Origin of the sequence: Thermomonas mangrovi (assembly GCF_028201335.1) — a bacterium.
Lineage (GTDB): Bacteria > Pseudomonadota > Gammaproteobacteria > Xanthomonadales > Xanthomonadaceae > Thermomonas > Thermomonas mangrovi.
Map to the genome: position 1 here is coordinate 1 of NZ_JAPEVV010000011.1, position 16,399 is coordinate 16,399.

Sequence of the window (16,399 nt, forward strand, 5' to 3'; positions counted from 1 at the left end):
GTGACGCTGCCGGAGGGCACCGAGATGGTGATGCCGGGCGACAACGTGAAGATGACGGTGCAGCTGATCAACCCGGTGGCGATGGACGAGGGCCTGCGCTTCGCGATCCGCGAGGGCGGCCGCACCGTCGGCGCCGGCGTCGTCGCCAAGATCCTCAAGTAAGCCCCTGCGTTTCCCCCGTTCCCGCCTCCGGGAACGGGCTGGGGTGAAGGCAGGCGGCGCAAGCCGCCATTGCCTTTTCAGGAAACCGCACTCTTTGGGTGCGAGCGACAACTTCGATACGCCAGTAGCTCAATTGGCAGAGCAGCGGTCTCCAAAACCGCAGGTTGGGGGTTCGAGTCCCTCCTGGCGTGCCACATCCGGATGCGTGCCCAAGGGTGCGCGCCGCGCAGAGAGATGACGTTTTGACCAGCAAGCCGCTGCACGACCAGTCCGCCTCCGGCGGGGACATCGCGAAGTACGCCTTGGCATTGCTGCTCGCCGTGGGCGGGCTGGTGGCGTTCTACTGGTTCGACGGCCAGTGGCCGACGGTGGCGCGCGTGCTGGTGCTGCTGGTGGGCCTGGTGCTTGGGGTGGTCGTGTTCATGGCGACTGCCAAGGGCGTCGAGACCCGCGAATTCCTGTCCGAGTCCCGCTTCGAGCTGCGCAAGGTCGTCTGGCCGACGCGCCAGGAGACGACCCGGACCATGTGGGTGGTGGTGGCCGCGGTGATCGTGATCAGCCTCATCCTCGCCGCCTTCGACTGGGTCATCCAGCTGGGCATCAAGGCGCTGCTCGGCAACTGATGGAGGACGCGGTGAGCAATCCAGAGACCCAGACCCGCTGGTACGTGGTGCATGCCTATTCCGGCTTCGAGAAGTCGGTGGCGCAGGCGTTGCGCGACCGCATCGCGCGCATGGGCATGCAGGACCGCTTCGGCGAGGTGCTGGTGCCGACCGAGGAAGTGATCGAGATGCGCGCCGGCCAGAAGCGCCGCTCCGAGCGCAAGTTCTTCCCGGGCTACGTGCTGGTGCAGATCGCGACCCATGTCGAGGACGGCATCCCGCGCATCGACAACGAGTCCTGGCACCTGGTCAAGGAAACTCCCAAGGTCATGGGCTTCATCGGCGGCACCGCCGACCGCCCGCTGCCGATCCAGGACCGCGAGGCGGACGCCATCCTCCAGCGCGTGCAGGATGGCGTCGAGAAGCCGAAGCCGAAGGTGCTGTTCGAGCCGGGCCAGATGGTCCGCGTGGTCGACGGCCCGTTCAACGACTTCAACGGCGTGGTCGAGGAAATCAACTACGACAAGAGCCGCCTGCGCGTGGCCGTGCTGATCTTCGGCCGGTCGACCCCGGTCGAGCTGGAGTTCGGGCAGGTCGAGAAGGCCTGATCCGCGGTCGCCTGCGAGGCGGCTCCAAAAACCTGCTATCATGCCTGGCTCCCTTCGGGGATCCGGAGACGACCGGCCGCCACGCGCGGCCGTCGTCACGAGCGAATTCGAGCGACGCGACGCCGGGACGCGGCCGCTCCAGACCCAGTGATCCCGGTCCGATGGGGAGTCCGCACGCGGACGCTTGCACCCGGAGACAAGAGCAATGGCAAAGAAAGTCGTTGGTTACATCAAGTTGCAGGTGAAGGCCGGCCAGGCCAATCCGTCGCCGCCGGTGGGTCCCGCCCTCGGCCAGCGCGGCCTGAACATCATGGAGTTCTGCAAGGCGTTCAATGCCGCCACGCAGAAGCTGGAGCCCGGCCTGCCGATCCCGGTGGTCATCACGGCCTACTCCGACCGTACCTTCACCTTCATCACCAAGACGCCGCCGGCGTCGATCCTGCTGAAGAAGGCCGTGGGCATCACCTCCGGCTCCAAGCGCCCGAACACCGACAAGGTGGGCAAGGTCACCCGCCAGCAGCTCGAGGACATCGCCAAGGCGAAGGAACCCGACCTGACCGCGGCCGACCTGGACGCGGCGGTGCGGACGATCGCGGGCTCTGCCCGTTCCATGGGCCTGGTGGTGGAGGGTTAAGACGATGGCACTCAACAAGCGACAGAAGGCGATCCTCGCCGCCACCCAGCCGGGCAAGGCGTACGCGATCGATGACGCCCTGAAGATCCTGAAGGACAACAGCAAGGCCAAGTTCGTCGAGGCTATCGACGTGGCCGTGCGCCTCGGCGTGGATGCCAAGAAGTCCGACCAGCAGGTGCGCGGTTCCACCGTGCTGCCGGCCGGCACCGGCAAGTCGGTCCGCGTGGCCGTGTTCTGCCCGGCGGGCGCCAAGGCCGACGAGGCCCTGGCTGCCGGCGCCGACGTGGTCGGCATGGACGACCTGGCGGAGAAGATGATCGCCGGCGACCTGAACTACGACGTGGTCATCGCGACCCCGGACGCGATGCGCGTCGTGGGCAAGCTCGGCCAGGTGCTGGGCCCGCGTGGCCTGATGCCGAACCCGAAGGTCGGCACCGTGTCGCCGAACCCGGCCGAGGCGGTGAAGAACGCCAAGGCGGGCCAGGTGCGCTACCGCACCGACAAGGCCGGCATCATCCACTGCACGATCGGCAAGGCCAACTTCGAGAACGACGCGCTGAAGGGCAACCTGCAGGCCCTGCTGCTGGACCTGATCAAGGCCAAGCCGGCGACCTCGAAGGGCACCTACCTGCAGAAGATCTCGCTCAGCTCGACCATGGGCCCCGGCGTGACCGTGGACCAGTCCTCGCTGACGCTGAAGTAATCGATTCAGGCCGGGCCGCGCAGGCGGCACGGCGCACGAATTTTGAAGGCCCCGCATCGGGCGACCGATGCGGAAGCCGTCAAAGACCGCAGGTGCGGTCTGCGCAAGGCAACGACGGGCAGGGATGCTCACATGGCATGGAATCGCCGTTGCCGAAGGCGGGGTCGCTTAATCCGCATCCTTCGATGGATCGGGCCTGCGTAGATGGTGATGCCCTTCTGGAATGTTGATTCAACACCTCTGGATGGCCAGCACCGGGATGCCCGGCATCCCCGGCACCAAGGAACGGTGCCGCCCAGGACCGCCAGCGGCTGGAGCCGCGGGCGGAGTTCAATTGGAGGAGTGAAATGGCTCTCAATCTGTCCCAGAAACAGAACGTTGTCGCCGAAGTGGCCGAAGTGGCCGCCAAGGCGCACTCCCTGATCGCAGCCGAGTACGCAGGCACCACGGTCGAGCAGATGACCGCGATGCGCAAGAAGGCCCGCGAGACCGGCGTGTACTTGAAAGTCGTCAAGAACACGCTGGCCGCGCGCGCCGTGGAAGGCACCGATTTCGCAGTCGCCAAGGACGCGATGGTCGGTCCCCTCCTGTATGCGTTCTCGACCGAGGAGCCCGGCGCCGCCGGTCGCCTGATCAAGGAGTTCGCCAAGGGCAACGACAAGCTGCAACCGAAGCTCGTCGTCGTCGAAGGCCAGCAGTACGGCCCCGCGCACGTCGAAGTGCTGGCCTCGCTGCCGACGCTCGAGCAGGCGCTCGGCATGCTGGCCCGCGTGCTGGCCGAACCGGCGGCGATGTTCGCCCGCGCGGTCAAGGCCGTCGCCGACAAGCAGGGTGGCGGCGACGCCGCGCCGGCCGAAGAAGCGGCCGCCGAAGCCTGATCGACGCGCGATCAACGCAACGTTCCCCATTCAACACACATTTTCCAGAGGTAATTGAAATGTCCCTGTCCAACGAGCAAATCGTCGACGCCATCGCCGCCAAGTCGCTGATGGAAGTGATGGAGCTGGTGAAGGCCATCGAAGAGAAGTTCGGCGTCTCCGCCGCCGCCCCGGTCATGGCCGTCGCCGCTGCCGGCCCGGCCGCTGCCGTCGAGGAGCAGACCGAGTTCAACGTCATCCTGAAGTCGGCCGGCGACAAGAAGGTCGAGGTGATCAAGGCCGTCCGCGCCATCACCGGCCTGGGCCTGAAGGAAGCCAAGGACCTCACCGAGGCCGGCGGCACCGTGAAGGAAGGCGTGTCGAAGGAAGACGCCGAGAAGATGAAGAAGGACCTCGAGGCCGCTGGCGCGACCGTCGAAGTCAAGTAAGACGCTGTTGCGTCGCCTGGCAGCACACGCTGGCGACCACTGAAGGCTGGGGGCGAGAGCCCCCGGCCTTTGGCCGTTGTAACGGGCGCCCGCCACGGCGGGTCCCGGCAAGCAGAAACACACGCAGTCCACACCGAGTTGGCAGTCGGAAGTAGCAAGAGAAGGCGTGCTGGTGCCGGCAATACCAGCGACTTCCCACTGCCAGTTCCAGGATCCCCCGTAGGCCGCGACGGCGGCCGACAGCGAGACGAGGCGCACGCTCCATGACCAACGCCACCACCCAGTATTCCTTCACCGAGAAGAAGCGCATCCGCAAGGACTTCGGCAAGAGCCGTTCGATCCTCGAGGTGCCGTTCCTGCTCGCCATCCAGGTCGATTCCTACCGCGAGTTCCTGCAGGAGCACGTCGACGGCGCCAAGCGCGAGGACAAGGGCCTGCATGCCGCGCTCAAGTCGGTGTTCCCGATCAGCAGCTACAGCGGCAACGCCGCGCTGGAGTACGTCGGCTACAAGCTCGGCGAGCCGGCCTTCGACGAGCGCGAGTGCCGCACCCGCGGGCTGTCCTACGGCGCCCCGCTGCGGGTGACCGTGCGCCTGGTGATCTACGACCGCGAGTCGTCGACAAAGGCGATCAAGTACGTGAAGGAGCAGGAGGTCTACATGGGCGAGATCCCGCTCATGACCGACAACGGCACCTTCATCGTCAACGGCACCGAGCGCGTCATCGTCTCCCAGCTGCACCGCTCGCCGGGCGTGTTCTTCGACCACGACCGCGGCAAGACCCACAGCTCGGGCAAGCTGCTGTTCTCGGCCCGCGTGATCCCCTACCGCGGCTCCTGGCTGGACTTCGAGTTCGACCCGAAGGACGCGCTGTTCACCCGCATCGACCGCCGCCGCAAGCTGCCGGTCAGCGTCCTCCTGCGCGCGTTGGGCTACACCAACGAGGAGATGCTGAACGAGTTCTTCGACATCAACACCTTCCACATCGAGCAGGAAGGCGTGCAACTCGAGCTGGTGCCCGAGCGCCTGCGCGGCGAGACCCTGGACTTCGACCTCGCCGACGGCGACAAGGTCATCGTCGAGGCGGGCAAGCGCATCACCGCGCGCCACGTGAAGCAGCTCGAGGCCGCCGGCGTGTCCGCGCTGGCCGTGCCGGACAGCTACATCGCCGGCCGCATCCTCTCGCACGACGTCGTGGACCCGAAGACCGGCGAACTGCTGGCCACCGCGAACGACGAGATCAACGACGACATCCTCGGCAAGCTGCGCAAGGCCGGCATCGCCAGCGTCGGCACCCTGTGGGTGAACGACCTCGACCGCGGCGCCTACCTGTCCAACACCCTGCGGATCGACAACACGCGCACCCAGCTGGAGGCGCTGGTCGAGATCTACCGCATGATGCGCCCGGGCGAGCCGCCGACCAAGGACGCCGCGCAGAACCTGTTCCACAACCTGTTCTTCACCTTCGAGCGCTACGACCTCTCGGGCGTGGGCCGGATGAAGTTCAACCGCCGCATCGGCCGCAAGGAAGTCACCGGTGCGCCGGTGCTGTACGACGCGCGCTACTTCGCCGAGCGCAAGGACGAGGAGTCCGCCCGCCTGCGCAACGAGTGCGGCCAGGGTTCCGACATCCTCGACGTGATCCGCGTGCTGTGCGAGATCCGCAACGGCCGCGGCACCGTGGACGACATCGACCACCTGGGCAACCGCCGCGTGCGTTCGGTCGGCGAGATGGCCGAGAACGTGTTCCGCGTGGGCCTGGTCCGCGTCGAGCGCGCGGTCAAGGAGCGCCTGTCGATGGCGGAGTCGGAGGGCCTGACCCCGCAGGAGCTGATCAACGCCAAGCCGGTGGCCGCCGCGATCAAGGAGTTCTTCGGCTCCTCGCAGCTGTCGCAGTTCATGGACCAGAACAACCCGCTGTCCGAGGTCACCCACAAGCGCCGCGTCTCCGCGCTCGGCCCGGGCGGCCTGACCCGCGAGCGCGCCGGCTTCGAGGTGCGCGACGTGCACCCGACCCACTACGGCCGCGTGTGCACCATCGAGACGCCGGAAGGCCCGAACATCGGCCTGATCAACTCGCTGGCGGTGTTCGCCCGCACCAACCGCTACGGGTTCCTCGAGACCCCGTACCGCAAGGTGGTGGACGGCCGCGTGACCGACGACGTCGAGTACCTGTCGGCGATCGAGGAGAACGAGTACGTGATCGCGCAGGCCAACGCCCAGCGCGACGGCAAGGGCCACATCACCGCGCAGTTCGTGGCCTGCCGCTACCAGGGCGAGAACCTGCTGAAGCCGCCGAGCGAGATCCACTTCATGGACGTCTCGCCGATGCAGACCGTGTCGGTCGCGGCGGCGCTGGTGCCGTTCCTGGAGCACGACGACGCCAACCGCGCGCTGATGGGCGCGAACATGCAGCGCCAGGCCGTGCCGACGCTGCGCTCGCAGAAGCCGCTGGTCGGCACCGGCATCGAGCGCGCGGTCGCGCGCGACTCGGGCGTGACCGTGAACGCCCGCCGCGGCGGCGTGATCGAGCAGGTCGACGCGGGCCGCATCGTGGTCAAGGTCAACGAGTCCGAGATCTCCGGCGAGCACGATGCCGGCGTCGACATCTACACCCTGATCAAGTACACCCGCAGCAACCAGAACACCTGCATCAACAACCGCCCGCTGGTGAACGTGGGCGACGTGATCGCGCGCGGCGACGTGCTGGCCGACGGCCCGTCCACCGACATCGGCGAGCTGGCCCTGGGCCAGAACATGCTGGTCGCGTTCATGCCGTGGAACGGCTACAACTTCGAGGACTCGATCCTGCTCTCCGAGCGCGTGGTCGAGGAGGATCGCTACACCACGATCCACATCGAGGAACTGACCTGCGTCGCCCGCGACACCAAGCTGGGGCCGGAGGAGATCTCGGCCGACATCCCGAACGTCTCCGAGCAGGCGCTGAACCGCCTCGACGAGTCCGGCGTGGTGTACATCGGCGCCGAGGTCCGCGCCGGCGACATCCTGGTCGGCAAGGTCACGCCGAAGGGCGAGAGCCAGCTGACCCCGGAAGAGAAGCTGCTGCGCGCGATCTTCGGCGAGAAGGCCTCGGACGTGAAGGACAGCTCGCTGCGCGTGCCCCCGGGCATGGACGGCACCGTCATCGACGTGCAGGTGTTTACCCGCGACGGCATCGAGAAGGACAAGCGCGCCCGCCTGATCGAGGAATCCGAGATCAAGCGCGTCAAGAAGGACTTCGACGACCAGTTCCGCATCCTCGAGGGCGCGATCTACGCGCGCCTGCGCGAGCAGCTGCTGGGCAAGGTCGCTAACGGCGGTCCGGGCGTGAAGAAGGGCGACACCGTGTCCTCGCTGGTGCTCGATGGCCTGAAGCGTTCGGACTGGCTGCAGCTGCGGATGAAGGACGACGACGCGAACGACGCGATCGAGCGCGCCGGCAAACAGCTCGACGCCCACCGCAAGGAGTTCGACCGCCGCTTCGACGACAAGCGCGGCAAGATCACCCAGGGCGACGACCTCGCCCCGGGCGTGCTGAAGATGGTCAAGGTGTTCCTGGCGGTGAAGCGCCGCGTGCAGCCGGGCGACAAGATGGCCGGCCGCCACGGCAACAAGGGCGTGATCTCGAACATCGTGCCGGTCGAGGACATGCCGTACGCCGCCAACGGCGAGACGATCGACATCGTGCTCAACCCGCTGGGCGTGCCGAGCCGAATGAACATCGGCCAGATCCTCGAGGTGCACCTGGGCTGGGCGGCCAAGGGCCTGGGCCAGAAGATCCAGCGCATGCTGGATGCGCAGGCCAAGGTGTCCGAGCTGCGCAAGTTCCTCGACGAGATCTACAACCACGACCGCAAGTCGCATGCCGAGCGCGTCGACCTGTCGCAGTTCAGCGACGCCGAGCTGCTGAAGCTGGCCGGCAACCTGACCGACGGCGTGCCGATGGCCACCCCGGTGTTCGACGGCGCGGCCGAGGCCGAGATCAAGAAGATGCTCGAGCTCGCCGACCTGCCGTTGTCCGGCCAGACCGTGCTGTTCGACGGCCGCACCGGCGAGGCGTTCGAGCGCCCGGTCACCGTCGGCTACATGCACATGCTGAAGCTGAACCACCTGGTCGACGACAAGATGCACGCGCGCTCGACCGGCCCGTACTCGCTCGTCACCCAGCAGCCGCTGGGCGGCAAGGCGCAGTTCGGCGGCCAGCGCTTCGGCGAGATGGAAGTCTGGGCGCTGGAAGCCTACGGCGCGGCCTACACCCTCCAGGAAATGCTGACGGTGAAGTCCGACGACGTGCAGGGCCGCAACCAGATGTACAAGAACATCGTCGACGGCGAGCACGAGATGGTCGCGGGCATGCCGGAGTCCTTCAACGTGCTGGTGAAGGAAATCCGCAGCCTGGCCATCAACATGGAACTCGAGGAGCACTGAGTCCCGCGATGGCGCGGCGGTGACGCCGCGCCGCGACGCAGGACCCATTGCCCCCGACCCGGAGAATCCCAATGAAAGATTTGCTGAACCTCTTCAACCAGCAGCGCCAGTCCCTGGACTTCGACGCGATCAAGATCGGCCTGGCCAGTCCGGACCTGATCCGCTCGTGGTCGTACGGCGAGGTGAAGAAGCCCGAGACGATCAACTACCGCACCTTCAAGCCGGAGCGCGACGGCCTGTTCTGCGCCGCCATCTTCGGCCCGATCAAGGACTACGAGTGCCTGTGCGGCAAGTACAAGCGCATGAAGCACCGCGGCGTGGTCTGCGAGAAGTGCGGCACCGAGGTGACCCTGGCCAAGGTGCGCCGCGAGCGCATGGGCCACATCGACCTGGCCTCGCCGGTCGCGCACATCTGGTTCCTCAAGTCGCTGCCGTCGCGCATCGGCCTGATGCTGGACATGACCCTGCGCGACATCGAGCGCATCCTGTACTTCGAGGCGTACGTCGTGACCGAGCCGGGGCTGACCCCGATGGAGCGCGGCAGCCTGCTCAACGAAGAGCAGTTCATGCAGGCGCGCCAGGAGCATGGCGACGACTTCGACGCCGCGATGGGCGCCGAGGCGGTCTACGACCTGCTGCGCACCATCGACCTGCAGAGCGAGATGCTGCAGTTGAAGGAGGAGATCGCCTCCACCAACAGCGAGACGAAGCTCAAGCGCCTGACCAAGCGGATCAAGCTGATCGAGGCCTTCATCGAGTCCGGCAACCGCCCGGAATGGATGGTCATGACCGTCCTGCCGGTGCTGCCGCCGGACCTGCGCCCGCTGGTCCCGCTGGACGGCGGCCGCTTCGCGACCTCGGATCTGAATGATCTGTACCGCCGCGTCATCAACCGCAACAACCGCCTGCGCCGCCTGCTGGAGCTCAACGCGCCCGACATCATCGTGCGCAACGAGAAGCGCATGCTGCAGGAGTCGGTGGACGCGCTGATGGACAATGGCCGCCGCGGCCGCGCGATCACCGGCACCAACAAGCGCCCGCTGAAGTCGCTGGCCGACATGATCAAGGGTAAGCAGGGCCGCTTCCGCCAGAACCTGCTGGGCAAGCGCGTCGACTACTCCGGCCGTTCGGTCATCGTGGTCGGCCCGTACCTGAAGCTGCACCAGTGCGGCCTGCCGAAGAAGATGGCGCTCGAGCTGTTCAAGCCCTTCATCTTCGCCAAGCTGCAGCGCCGTGGCCTGGCCACCACCATCAAGGCGGCCAAGAAGCTGGTCGAGCGCGAAGAGGCGGAGGTGTGGGACATCCTCGAGGAGGTCATCCGCGAGCACCCGGTGCTGCTGAACCGCGCCCCGACCCTGCACCGCCTCGGCATCCAGGCGTTCGAGCCGGTGCTGATCGAGGGCAAGGCGATCCAGCTGCATCCGCTGGTCTGCACCGCGTTCAACGCGGACTTCGACGGTGACCAGATGGCCGTCCACGTGCCGCTGTCGCTGGAAGCCCAGCTGGAAGCGCGCGCGCTGATGATGGCGTCCAACAACATCCTGTCGCCGGCCAACGGCGAGCCGATCATCGTGCCGTCGCAGGACGTGGTGCTGGGCCTGTACTACATGTCGCGCGCGCTGGAGAACAAGGCGGGCGAGGGCATGGTGTTCGCCAACATCGCCGAAGTGAAGCGCGCCTACGACAACCGCGTGGTCCAGCTGCACGCCAAGTGCAAGGTGCGGATCAGCGAAACCGTGGTCGCCGAGGACGGCAGCCGCAGCAAGCAGACTTCGATCGTGGACACCACGGTCGGCCGCGCCCTGCTGCGCGAGATCCTGCCAGAGGGCCTGCCGTTCGCGCTGGCCAACGTCGAGCTGACCAAGAAGAACATCAGCCGCCTGATCAACAGCTGCTACCGCATGCTGGGCCTCAAGGACACGGTGGTGTTCGCCGACAAGCTGATGTACACCGGCTTCGCCTACGCGACCCGCGCGGGCGTGTCGATCGGCATCGACGACATGACCATCCCGGCCGAGAAGAAGTCGATCCTCGACGAGGCCGAAGCCGAGGTGCTGGAGATCCAGCAGCAGTACCAGTCGGGCCTGGTCACCGCCGGCGAGCGCTACAACAAGGTGGTCGACATCTGGTCGCGCACCAACGAGCGCGTGGCCAAGGCGATGATGGACACCATCGGCACCGAGAAGGTGGTCAACGCCAAGGGCGAGACCGTCGACCAGAAGTCGATGAACTCGATCTACATCATGGCCGACTCCGGCGCGCGTGGTTCGCAGGCGCAGATCCGCCAGCTGGCGGGCATGCGCGGCCTGATGGCCAAGCCGGACGGCTCGATCATCGAGACCCCGATCACCTCGAACTTCCGCGAGGGCCTGAACGTCCAGCAGTACTTCATCTCGACCCACGGCGCCCGCAAGGGCCTGGCGGACACCGCGCTGAAGACCGCGAACTCCGGTTACCTGACCCGCCGCCTGGTGGACGTGGCGCAGGACGTGGTGATCACCGAGTCCGATTGCGGCACGCTGGCCGGCCTGACCATGACCCCGATCGTGGAAGGCGGCGACGTCGTGGAGCCGTTGCGCGACCGCGTGCTGGGCCGCATCGTGGCCGAGGACGTGTACCTGCCTGGCAATGACGAGGATCCGTTCGTCACCCGCAACACCCTGCTCGACGAGCAGTGGGTGCAGCGCCTCGAGGATGCCGGCGTGCAGGCGATCAAGGTGCGCAGCACCATCACCTGCCAGGCGCCGTTCGGCGTGTGCGCCAACTGCTACGGCCGCGACCTGGGCCGCGGCCACCTGGTCAACCACGGCGAGGCCGTGGGCGTGGTCGCCGCGCAGTCGATCGGCGAGCCCGGCACCCAGCTGACGATGCGGACCTTCCACATCGGCGGCGCGGCGTCGCGTGCGGCGGCGATCGACAACGTCACCGTCAAGACCACCGGCTCGGTGAAGTTCAACAACCTCAAGTTCGCCAAGCACGCGGCCGGCCACCTGGTGGCGGTGTCGCGCTCCGGCGAGCTGTCGGTGCTCGACAACCACGGCCGCGAGCGCGAGCGCTACAAGCTGCCGTACGGCGCCATGATCCAGGTCGCCGACGGCGGCGAGGTCAAGGCCGGGCAGACCGTCGCGAACTGGGATCCGCACAACCACCCGATCGTGTCCGAAGTCGCCGGCTTCATGCGCTTCATCGACTTCGTCGACGGCGTCACCGTCATCGAGAAGACCGACGAGCTCACCGGACTGGCCTCGCGCGAGATCACCGACCCGAAGCGCCGCGGCGCGCAAGCCAAGGACCTGCGTCCGCTGGTGCGCATCGTCGACAAGGACGGCAAGGACCTGACCATCCCGGGCACCGACCTGCCGGCGCAGTACCTGCTGCCGCCGCGCTCGATCGTCAACCTGCAGCACGGCGCCGCCGTGGGCGTGGGCGACGTGGTCGCCAAGATCCCGCAGGAAGCGTCGAAGACCCGCGACATCACCGGCGGCCTGCCGCGCGTCGCCGACCTGTTCGAGGCGCGCAAGCCGAAGGACCCGGCGATCCTCGCCGAGATCTCCGGCATCGTCAGCTTCGGCAAGGACACCAAGGGCAAGCAGCGCCTGATCATCAAGCACACCGATGGTTCCGAGCACGAGGAGCTGATCCCGAAGTACCGCCAGATCATCGTGTTCGAAGGCGAGCACGTGGAGAAGGGCGAGACCGTGGTGGACGGCGAGCCGACCCCGCAGGACATCCTGCGCCTGAAGGGCGTCGAGGAGCTGGCCGCGTACCTGGTGAAGGAAATCCAGGACGTCTACCGCCTGCAGGGCGTCAAGATCAACGACAAGCACATCGAGGTGATCATTCGCCAGATGCTGCGCAAGGTCGAGGTCGTGGACGGCGGCGACAGCAAGTTCCTCGCCGGCGAGCAGGTCGAGCGCCAGCGCGCGGTCGAGGAGAACGAGCGCCTGTCGAAGAAGGGCGAGATCCTGGCGAAGGTGGAGCCGGTGCTGCTAGGCATCACCAAGGCTTCGCTGGCGACCGAGTCGTTCATCTCGTCGGCTTCGTTCCAGGAGACCACCCGCGTGCTGACGGAGGCCGCGGTGCGCGGCACCCGCGACACCCTGCGCGGCCTCAAGGAGAACGTGATCGTCGGCCGCCTGATCCCGGCCGGCACCGGCCTGGCGTACCACAGCCAGCGCCGCAAGAACGCGTCGGGCCTGACCGAGGCCGAGATGGCGACCCTGGCCGGCGAGCCGGCCGCGGACGCGGTCGAGGCTGCCACCGAAGAGTAAGCGCCAGCGCATGGTACTGGTCGCCCGCGGGCGGCCAAGCTGGCAAAGCGGCACCGCGGCGGGTATACTCCCGCCGCTTTCGATGGCCTCGCGCCATCCAGATCACCAAATGAGGTCGCAGGGAGCGCCTCGTGTTGGGCCCAGGACGGGCGGGATCGCAGATTGGCCACGGCGGACATGCTCCGCCGAGGCTGTCGGTATGGCCTCGTTTGACCGAAAGGTCCGACGCGGGCTATACTTTTTTTTCTCAGTCGGCCGGATTGCCATCAATCCGGCCGGCTTCGTCTCCGAATGGGCCCCAGGCCCGCCAATTGAGCCCCGAAATGGCAACGATCAACCAGCTCGTGCGCAAGCCGCGCAGCCCGGAAACCTACAAGAGCGCCTCGCCGGCCCTCGCCAACTGCCCGCAGCGCCGCGGCGTGTGCACCCGCGTGTACACCACCACCCCGAAGAAGCCGAACTCGGCCCTTCGCAAGGTCGCCAAGGTGCGCCTGACCAATGGGTACGAAGTGATTTCGTACATCGGCGGCGAAGGCCACAACCTGCAGGAGCACAGCGTGGTGCTGATCCGCGGCGGCCGCGTCAAGGACCTGCCGGGCGTGCGCTACCACACCGTGCGCGGCTCGCTGGACGCCGCCGGCGTCGCCAAGCGCCGCCAGAGCCGCTCCAAGTACGGCGCCAAGCGTCCGAAGTCCTGATCGCGCGCCCTGCGACGCGTCCACGAACAGATTCTGTTAGGGGTTATCGAATATGTCCCGTAAAGGCAATACTCCGCAGCGCTCGGTGCTGCCGGATCCGAAGCACGGAAGCGAAACCATCGCCCGCTTCATCAACATGGTCATGCAGAGCGGCAAGAAGTCGGTCGCCGAGAAGATCGTGTATGGCGCGATGGAAGTGATCGGCGAGAAGAACCCGAATGCGCTCGAGCTGGTCGAGAAGGCGCTGGGCAACGTGTCCCCGTCGGTCGAGGTCAAGTCCCGCCGCGTCGGCGGCGCGACCTACCAGGTGCCGGTCGAGGTGCGTTCCTCCCGTCGCATGGCGCTGGCGATGCGCTGGCTGATCGAGTCCGCCCGCAAGCGCGGCGAGAACAGCATGCCGCGCAAGCTCGCCGGCGAGCTGCTCGACGCCTCCGAGAACCGCGGCGGCGCGATCAAGAAGCGCGAGGAAACCCACCGCATGGCGGAAGCCAACAAGGCGTTCGCGCACTACCGCTGGTAAGACTGTCGGCGCGGGCCCGTTGCGCCCGCAGGCGCACGCGACAAGCGCCACGCAGGTTCGCCTGCCCACGACCGACGGCCGCCGCAAGGCGGCCATCGGCCATCCGGAATCCCGGAACACGATTCCCACTCCGTTTCGGCGGACACAACGAGAGACTCACCGTGGCCCGTACCACTCCCATCGAGCGTTACCGCAACTTCGGCATCATGGCCCACATCGATGCCGGCAAGACCACCACGTCCGAGCGCATCCTGTTCTACACCGGCAAGAGCCACAAGATCGGTGAAGTGCACGACGGCGCCGCGACCATGGACTGGATGGAGCAGGAGCAGGAGCGCGGCATCACCATCACCTCCGCGGCGACCACCGCGTTCTGGAAGGGGATGGACAAGTCGCTGCCGGAGCACCGCTTCAACATCATCGACACCCCCGGGCACGTCGACTTCACCATCGAAGTCGAGCGCTCGCTGCGCGTGCTCGACGGCGCGGTGTTCGTCCTGTGCGCCGTGGGCGGCGTGCAGCCGCAGTCCGAGACTGTGTGGCGCCAGGCCAACAAGTACAAGGTCCCGCGCATCGCGTTCGTCAACAAGATGGACCGCACCGGCGCCAACTTCGACAAGGTCCGCGACCAGCTGAAGTCGCGCCTGGGCGCCGTGGCCGTGCCGATGCAGGTGCCGATCGGCGCCGAGGACGGCTTCGAGGGCGTGATCGACCTGCTGAAGATGAAGGCGATCCATTGGGACGTCGCCTCGCAGGGCCTGAACTTCGAGTACCGCGACATCCCGGCCGAGCTGCAGGCGCGCGCCGAGGCCGACCGTGCGTTCATGGTCGAGTCCGCCGCCGAGGCCAGCGAAGAGCTGATGGACAAGTACCTCAACGACGGCGACCTGTCCGAGGCCGAGGTCATCGCCGGCCTGCGCCAGCGCACCCTGGCCACCGAGATCGTGCCGATGTTCTGCGGCTCGGCGTTCAAGAACAAGGGCGTGCAGGCCATGCTCGACGGCGTGATCAACCTGCTGCCGTCGCCGGTCGACGTGCCGGCGGTGCGCGGCGTCGACGTCGACGACGAGTCCAAGGAGCTGACTCGCGAGTCCAGCGACAAGGCCCCGTTCTCGGCGCTGGCGTTCAAGATCATGACCGACCCGTTCGTGGGCTCGCTGACCTTCTTCCGCGTCTACTCCGGCACCCTGAACGCCGGCGACCAGGTGCTGAACTCGGTCAAGGGCAAGCGCGAGCGCATCGGCCGCATCCTGCAGATGCACTCCAACCAGCGCGACGAGATCAAGGAAGTGCTGGCCGGCGACATCGCCGCGGCGGTGGGCCTGAAGGACGTCACCACCGGCGACACCCTGTGCGCGCAGGACGCGCCGATCGTGCTGGAGCGCATGGCGTTCCCGGATCCGGTGATCTCGATGGCGGTCGAGCCGAAGACCAAGTCCGACCAGGAGAAGATGGGCATGGCGCTGTCGCGCCTGGCGCAGGAAGATCCCTCGTTCCGCGTGCGGACCGACGAGGAATCCGGCCAGACCATCATCTCCGGCATGGGCGAGCTGCACCTCGACATCATCGTCGACCGCATGAAGCGCGAGTTCAACGTCGAGGCGAACGTCGGCAAGCCGCAGGTGGCCTATCGCGAGACGATCCGCAAGTCGGACGTCAAGAGCGACTACAAGCACGCCAAGCAGTCGGGCGGCAAGGGCCAGTACGGCCACGTCGTCATCGAGCTGTCGCCGATGACCGCCGAGGACCGCGCCAACCCGGACGTCAAGGACGATTTCCTGTTCCTCAACGAGATCACCGGCGGCGTCATCCCGAAGGAATTCATCCCGGCGGTCGAGAAGGGCATGCGCGAGACCATCACCAGCGGCCCGCTGGCCGGCTTCCCGGTGGTCGGCGTCAAGGTCAAGCTGGTGTTCGGCTCGTACCACGACGTCGACTCGTCGGAAATGGCGTTCAAGCTCGCCTCGTCGATGGCGTTCAAGGAAGGCTTCCGCAAGGCCGATCCGGTCCTGCTGGAGCCGATCATGAAGGTCGAGATCGTCAGCCCCGAGGACTACCTGGGCGACGTGATGGGCGACGTGAGCCGCCGCCGCGGCGTGCTGCAAGGCCAGGACGACAGCCCGTCGGGCAAGATCATCAACGCGATGATCCCGCTGGGCGAGATGTTCGGCTACGCCACCTCGCTGCGTTCGATGTCGCAGGGTCGCGCTACCTTCACGATGGAATTCGACCATTACGAGGAAGCGCCCAACAACATCGCCGAGGCGGTGATCAAGAAGGCCTGATCCATCCCGTTCCCGCGCCGCCACGGCGGCGCGGACCACACACACGACTAGCAAGGTGAACCAACATGGCAAAGGGTAAGTTCGAGCGCACCAAGCCCCACGTGAACGTGGGCACGATTGGTCACGTGGACCACGGCAAGACGACGCTGACGGCGGCGCTGACGAAGGTGGGCGCGGAGCGTT

13 protein-coding genes and 1 tRNA gene are annotated in these 16,399 nt (G+C 66.8%); all 14 read left to right on the forward strand.

Annotated features, from left to right (window positions below):
• A partial coding sequence (locus tag ON759_RS13660; RefSeq protein WP_486679369.1) for an EF-Tu C-terminal domain-related protein occupies positions 1 to 162 on the forward strand: 162 nt, incomplete at its 5' end.
• A gap of 118 nt (positions 163 to 280) precedes the next feature.
• Positions 281 to 356, forward strand: a tRNA-Trp gene (locus ON759_RS13665).
• A gap of 48 nt (positions 357 to 404) precedes the next feature.
• Positions 405 to 785, forward strand: a complete 381-nt coding sequence (secE, locus tag ON759_RS13670; RefSeq protein WP_271680952.1) for a preprotein translocase subunit SecE — start codon at positions 405 to 407, stop codon at positions 783 to 785.
• An 11-nt stretch (positions 786 to 796) separates the two neighbouring features.
• On the forward strand, positions 797 to 1,372 hold the full coding sequence (gene nusG, locus ON759_RS13675; RefSeq protein WP_271680953.1) for a transcription termination/antitermination protein NusG: 576 nt from the start codon (positions 797 to 799) through the stop codon (positions 1,370 to 1,372).
• A 205-nt stretch (positions 1,373 to 1,577) separates the two neighbouring features.
• Positions 1,578 to 2,006 (forward strand): 50S ribosomal protein L11, encoded by a 429-nt coding sequence (gene rplK, locus ON759_RS13680; RefSeq protein ID WP_271680954.1) that lies wholly within the window; start codon positions 1,578 to 1,580, stop codon positions 2,004 to 2,006.
• Positions 2,007 to 2,010: 4 nt separating this feature from the next.
• A complete protein-coding gene (rplA, locus tag ON759_RS13685; RefSeq protein ID WP_271680955.1) occupies positions 2,011 to 2,709 on the forward strand; it encodes a 50S ribosomal protein L1 in 699 nt (232 codons plus the stop codon).
• Positions 2,710 to 3,056: 347 nt separating this feature from the next.
• Positions 3,057 to 3,587 carry a 50S ribosomal protein L10 gene (gene rplJ / locus ON759_RS13690; protein ID WP_271680956.1) on the forward strand — a complete coding sequence of 177 codons (531 nt, stop codon included), beginning with the start codon at positions 3,057 to 3,059 and terminating at the stop codon, positions 3,585 to 3,587.
• A 59-nt stretch (positions 3,588 to 3,646) separates the two neighbouring features.
• Positions 3,647 to 4,015: a 50S ribosomal protein L7/L12 gene (gene rplL, locus ON759_RS13695; RefSeq protein ID WP_271680957.1), complete on the forward strand. Its 369-nt coding sequence runs from the start codon at positions 3,647 to 3,649 to the stop codon at positions 4,013 to 4,015.
• A gap of 263 nt (positions 4,016 to 4,278) precedes the next feature.
• Complete coding sequence (rpoB, locus tag ON759_RS13700; RefSeq protein WP_271680958.1) at positions 4,279 to 8,442, forward strand: DNA-directed RNA polymerase subunit beta; 4,164 nt, start codon at positions 4,279 to 4,281, stop codon at positions 8,440 to 8,442.
• 71 nt (positions 8,443 to 8,513) lie between these two features.
• Positions 8,514 to 12,713 carry a DNA-directed RNA polymerase subunit beta' gene (gene rpoC, locus ON759_RS13705; RefSeq protein ID WP_271680959.1) on the forward strand — a complete coding sequence of 1,400 codons (4,200 nt, stop codon included), beginning with the start codon at positions 8,514 to 8,516 and terminating at the stop codon, positions 12,711 to 12,713.
• Positions 12,714 to 13,036: 323 nt separating this feature from the next.
• Positions 13,037 to 13,411, forward strand: coding sequence for a 30S ribosomal protein S12 (gene rpsL, locus ON759_RS13710; RefSeq protein WP_137835416.1), 375 nt, complete (start codon positions 13,037 to 13,039; stop codon positions 13,409 to 13,411).
• Positions 13,412 to 13,463: 52 nt separating this feature from the next.
• Positions 13,464 to 13,931, forward strand: coding sequence for a 30S ribosomal protein S7 (rpsG, locus tag ON759_RS13715; RefSeq protein ID WP_271680960.1), 468 nt, complete (start codon positions 13,464 to 13,466; stop codon positions 13,929 to 13,931).
• A gap of 161 nt (positions 13,932 to 14,092) precedes the next feature.
• Positions 14,093 to 16,216 carry an elongation factor G gene (gene fusA, locus ON759_RS13720; RefSeq protein ID WP_271680961.1) on the forward strand — a complete coding sequence of 708 codons (2,124 nt, stop codon included), beginning with the start codon at positions 14,093 to 14,095 and terminating at the stop codon, positions 16,214 to 16,216.
• 65 nt (positions 16,217 to 16,281) lie between these two features.
• Positions 16,282 to 16,399 (forward strand): GTP-binding protein (locus ON759_RS13725; RefSeq protein ID WP_155914192.1); only part of this gene is annotated, 118 nt, incomplete at its 3' end.

What these genes read in the sequence shown, in the direction of transcription:
- rpsG (WP_271680960.1), top strand. Translation starts at nt 13,464, where the DNA reads ATGTCCCGTAAAGGCAATACTCCGCAGCGCTCGGTGCTGCCGGATCCG.
- rpoC (WP_271680959.1), top strand. Translation starts at nt 8,514, where the DNA reads ATGAAAGATTTGCTGAACCTCTTCAACCAGCAGCGCCAGTCCCTGGAC.
- rpoB (WP_271680958.1), top strand. Translation starts at nt 4,279, where the DNA reads ATGACCAACGCCACCACCCAGTATTCCTTCACCGAGAAGAAGCGCATC.
- rplJ (WP_271680956.1), top strand. Translation starts at nt 3,057, where the DNA reads ATGGCTCTCAATCTGTCCCAGAAACAGAACGTTGTCGCCGAAGTGGCC.
- rplK (WP_271680954.1), top strand. Translation starts at nt 1,578, where the DNA reads ATGGCAAAGAAAGTCGTTGGTTACATCAAGTTGCAGGTGAAGGCCGGC.
- rpsL (WP_137835416.1), top strand. Translation starts at nt 13,037, where the DNA reads ATGGCAACGATCAACCAGCTCGTGCGCAAGCCGCGCAGCCCGGAAACC.
- rplA (WP_271680955.1), top strand. Translation starts at nt 2,011, where the DNA reads ATGGCACTCAACAAGCGACAGAAGGCGATCCTCGCCGCCACCCAGCCG.
- rplL (WP_271680957.1), top strand. Translation starts at nt 3,647, where the DNA reads ATGTCCCTGTCCAACGAGCAAATCGTCGACGCCATCGCCGCCAAGTCG.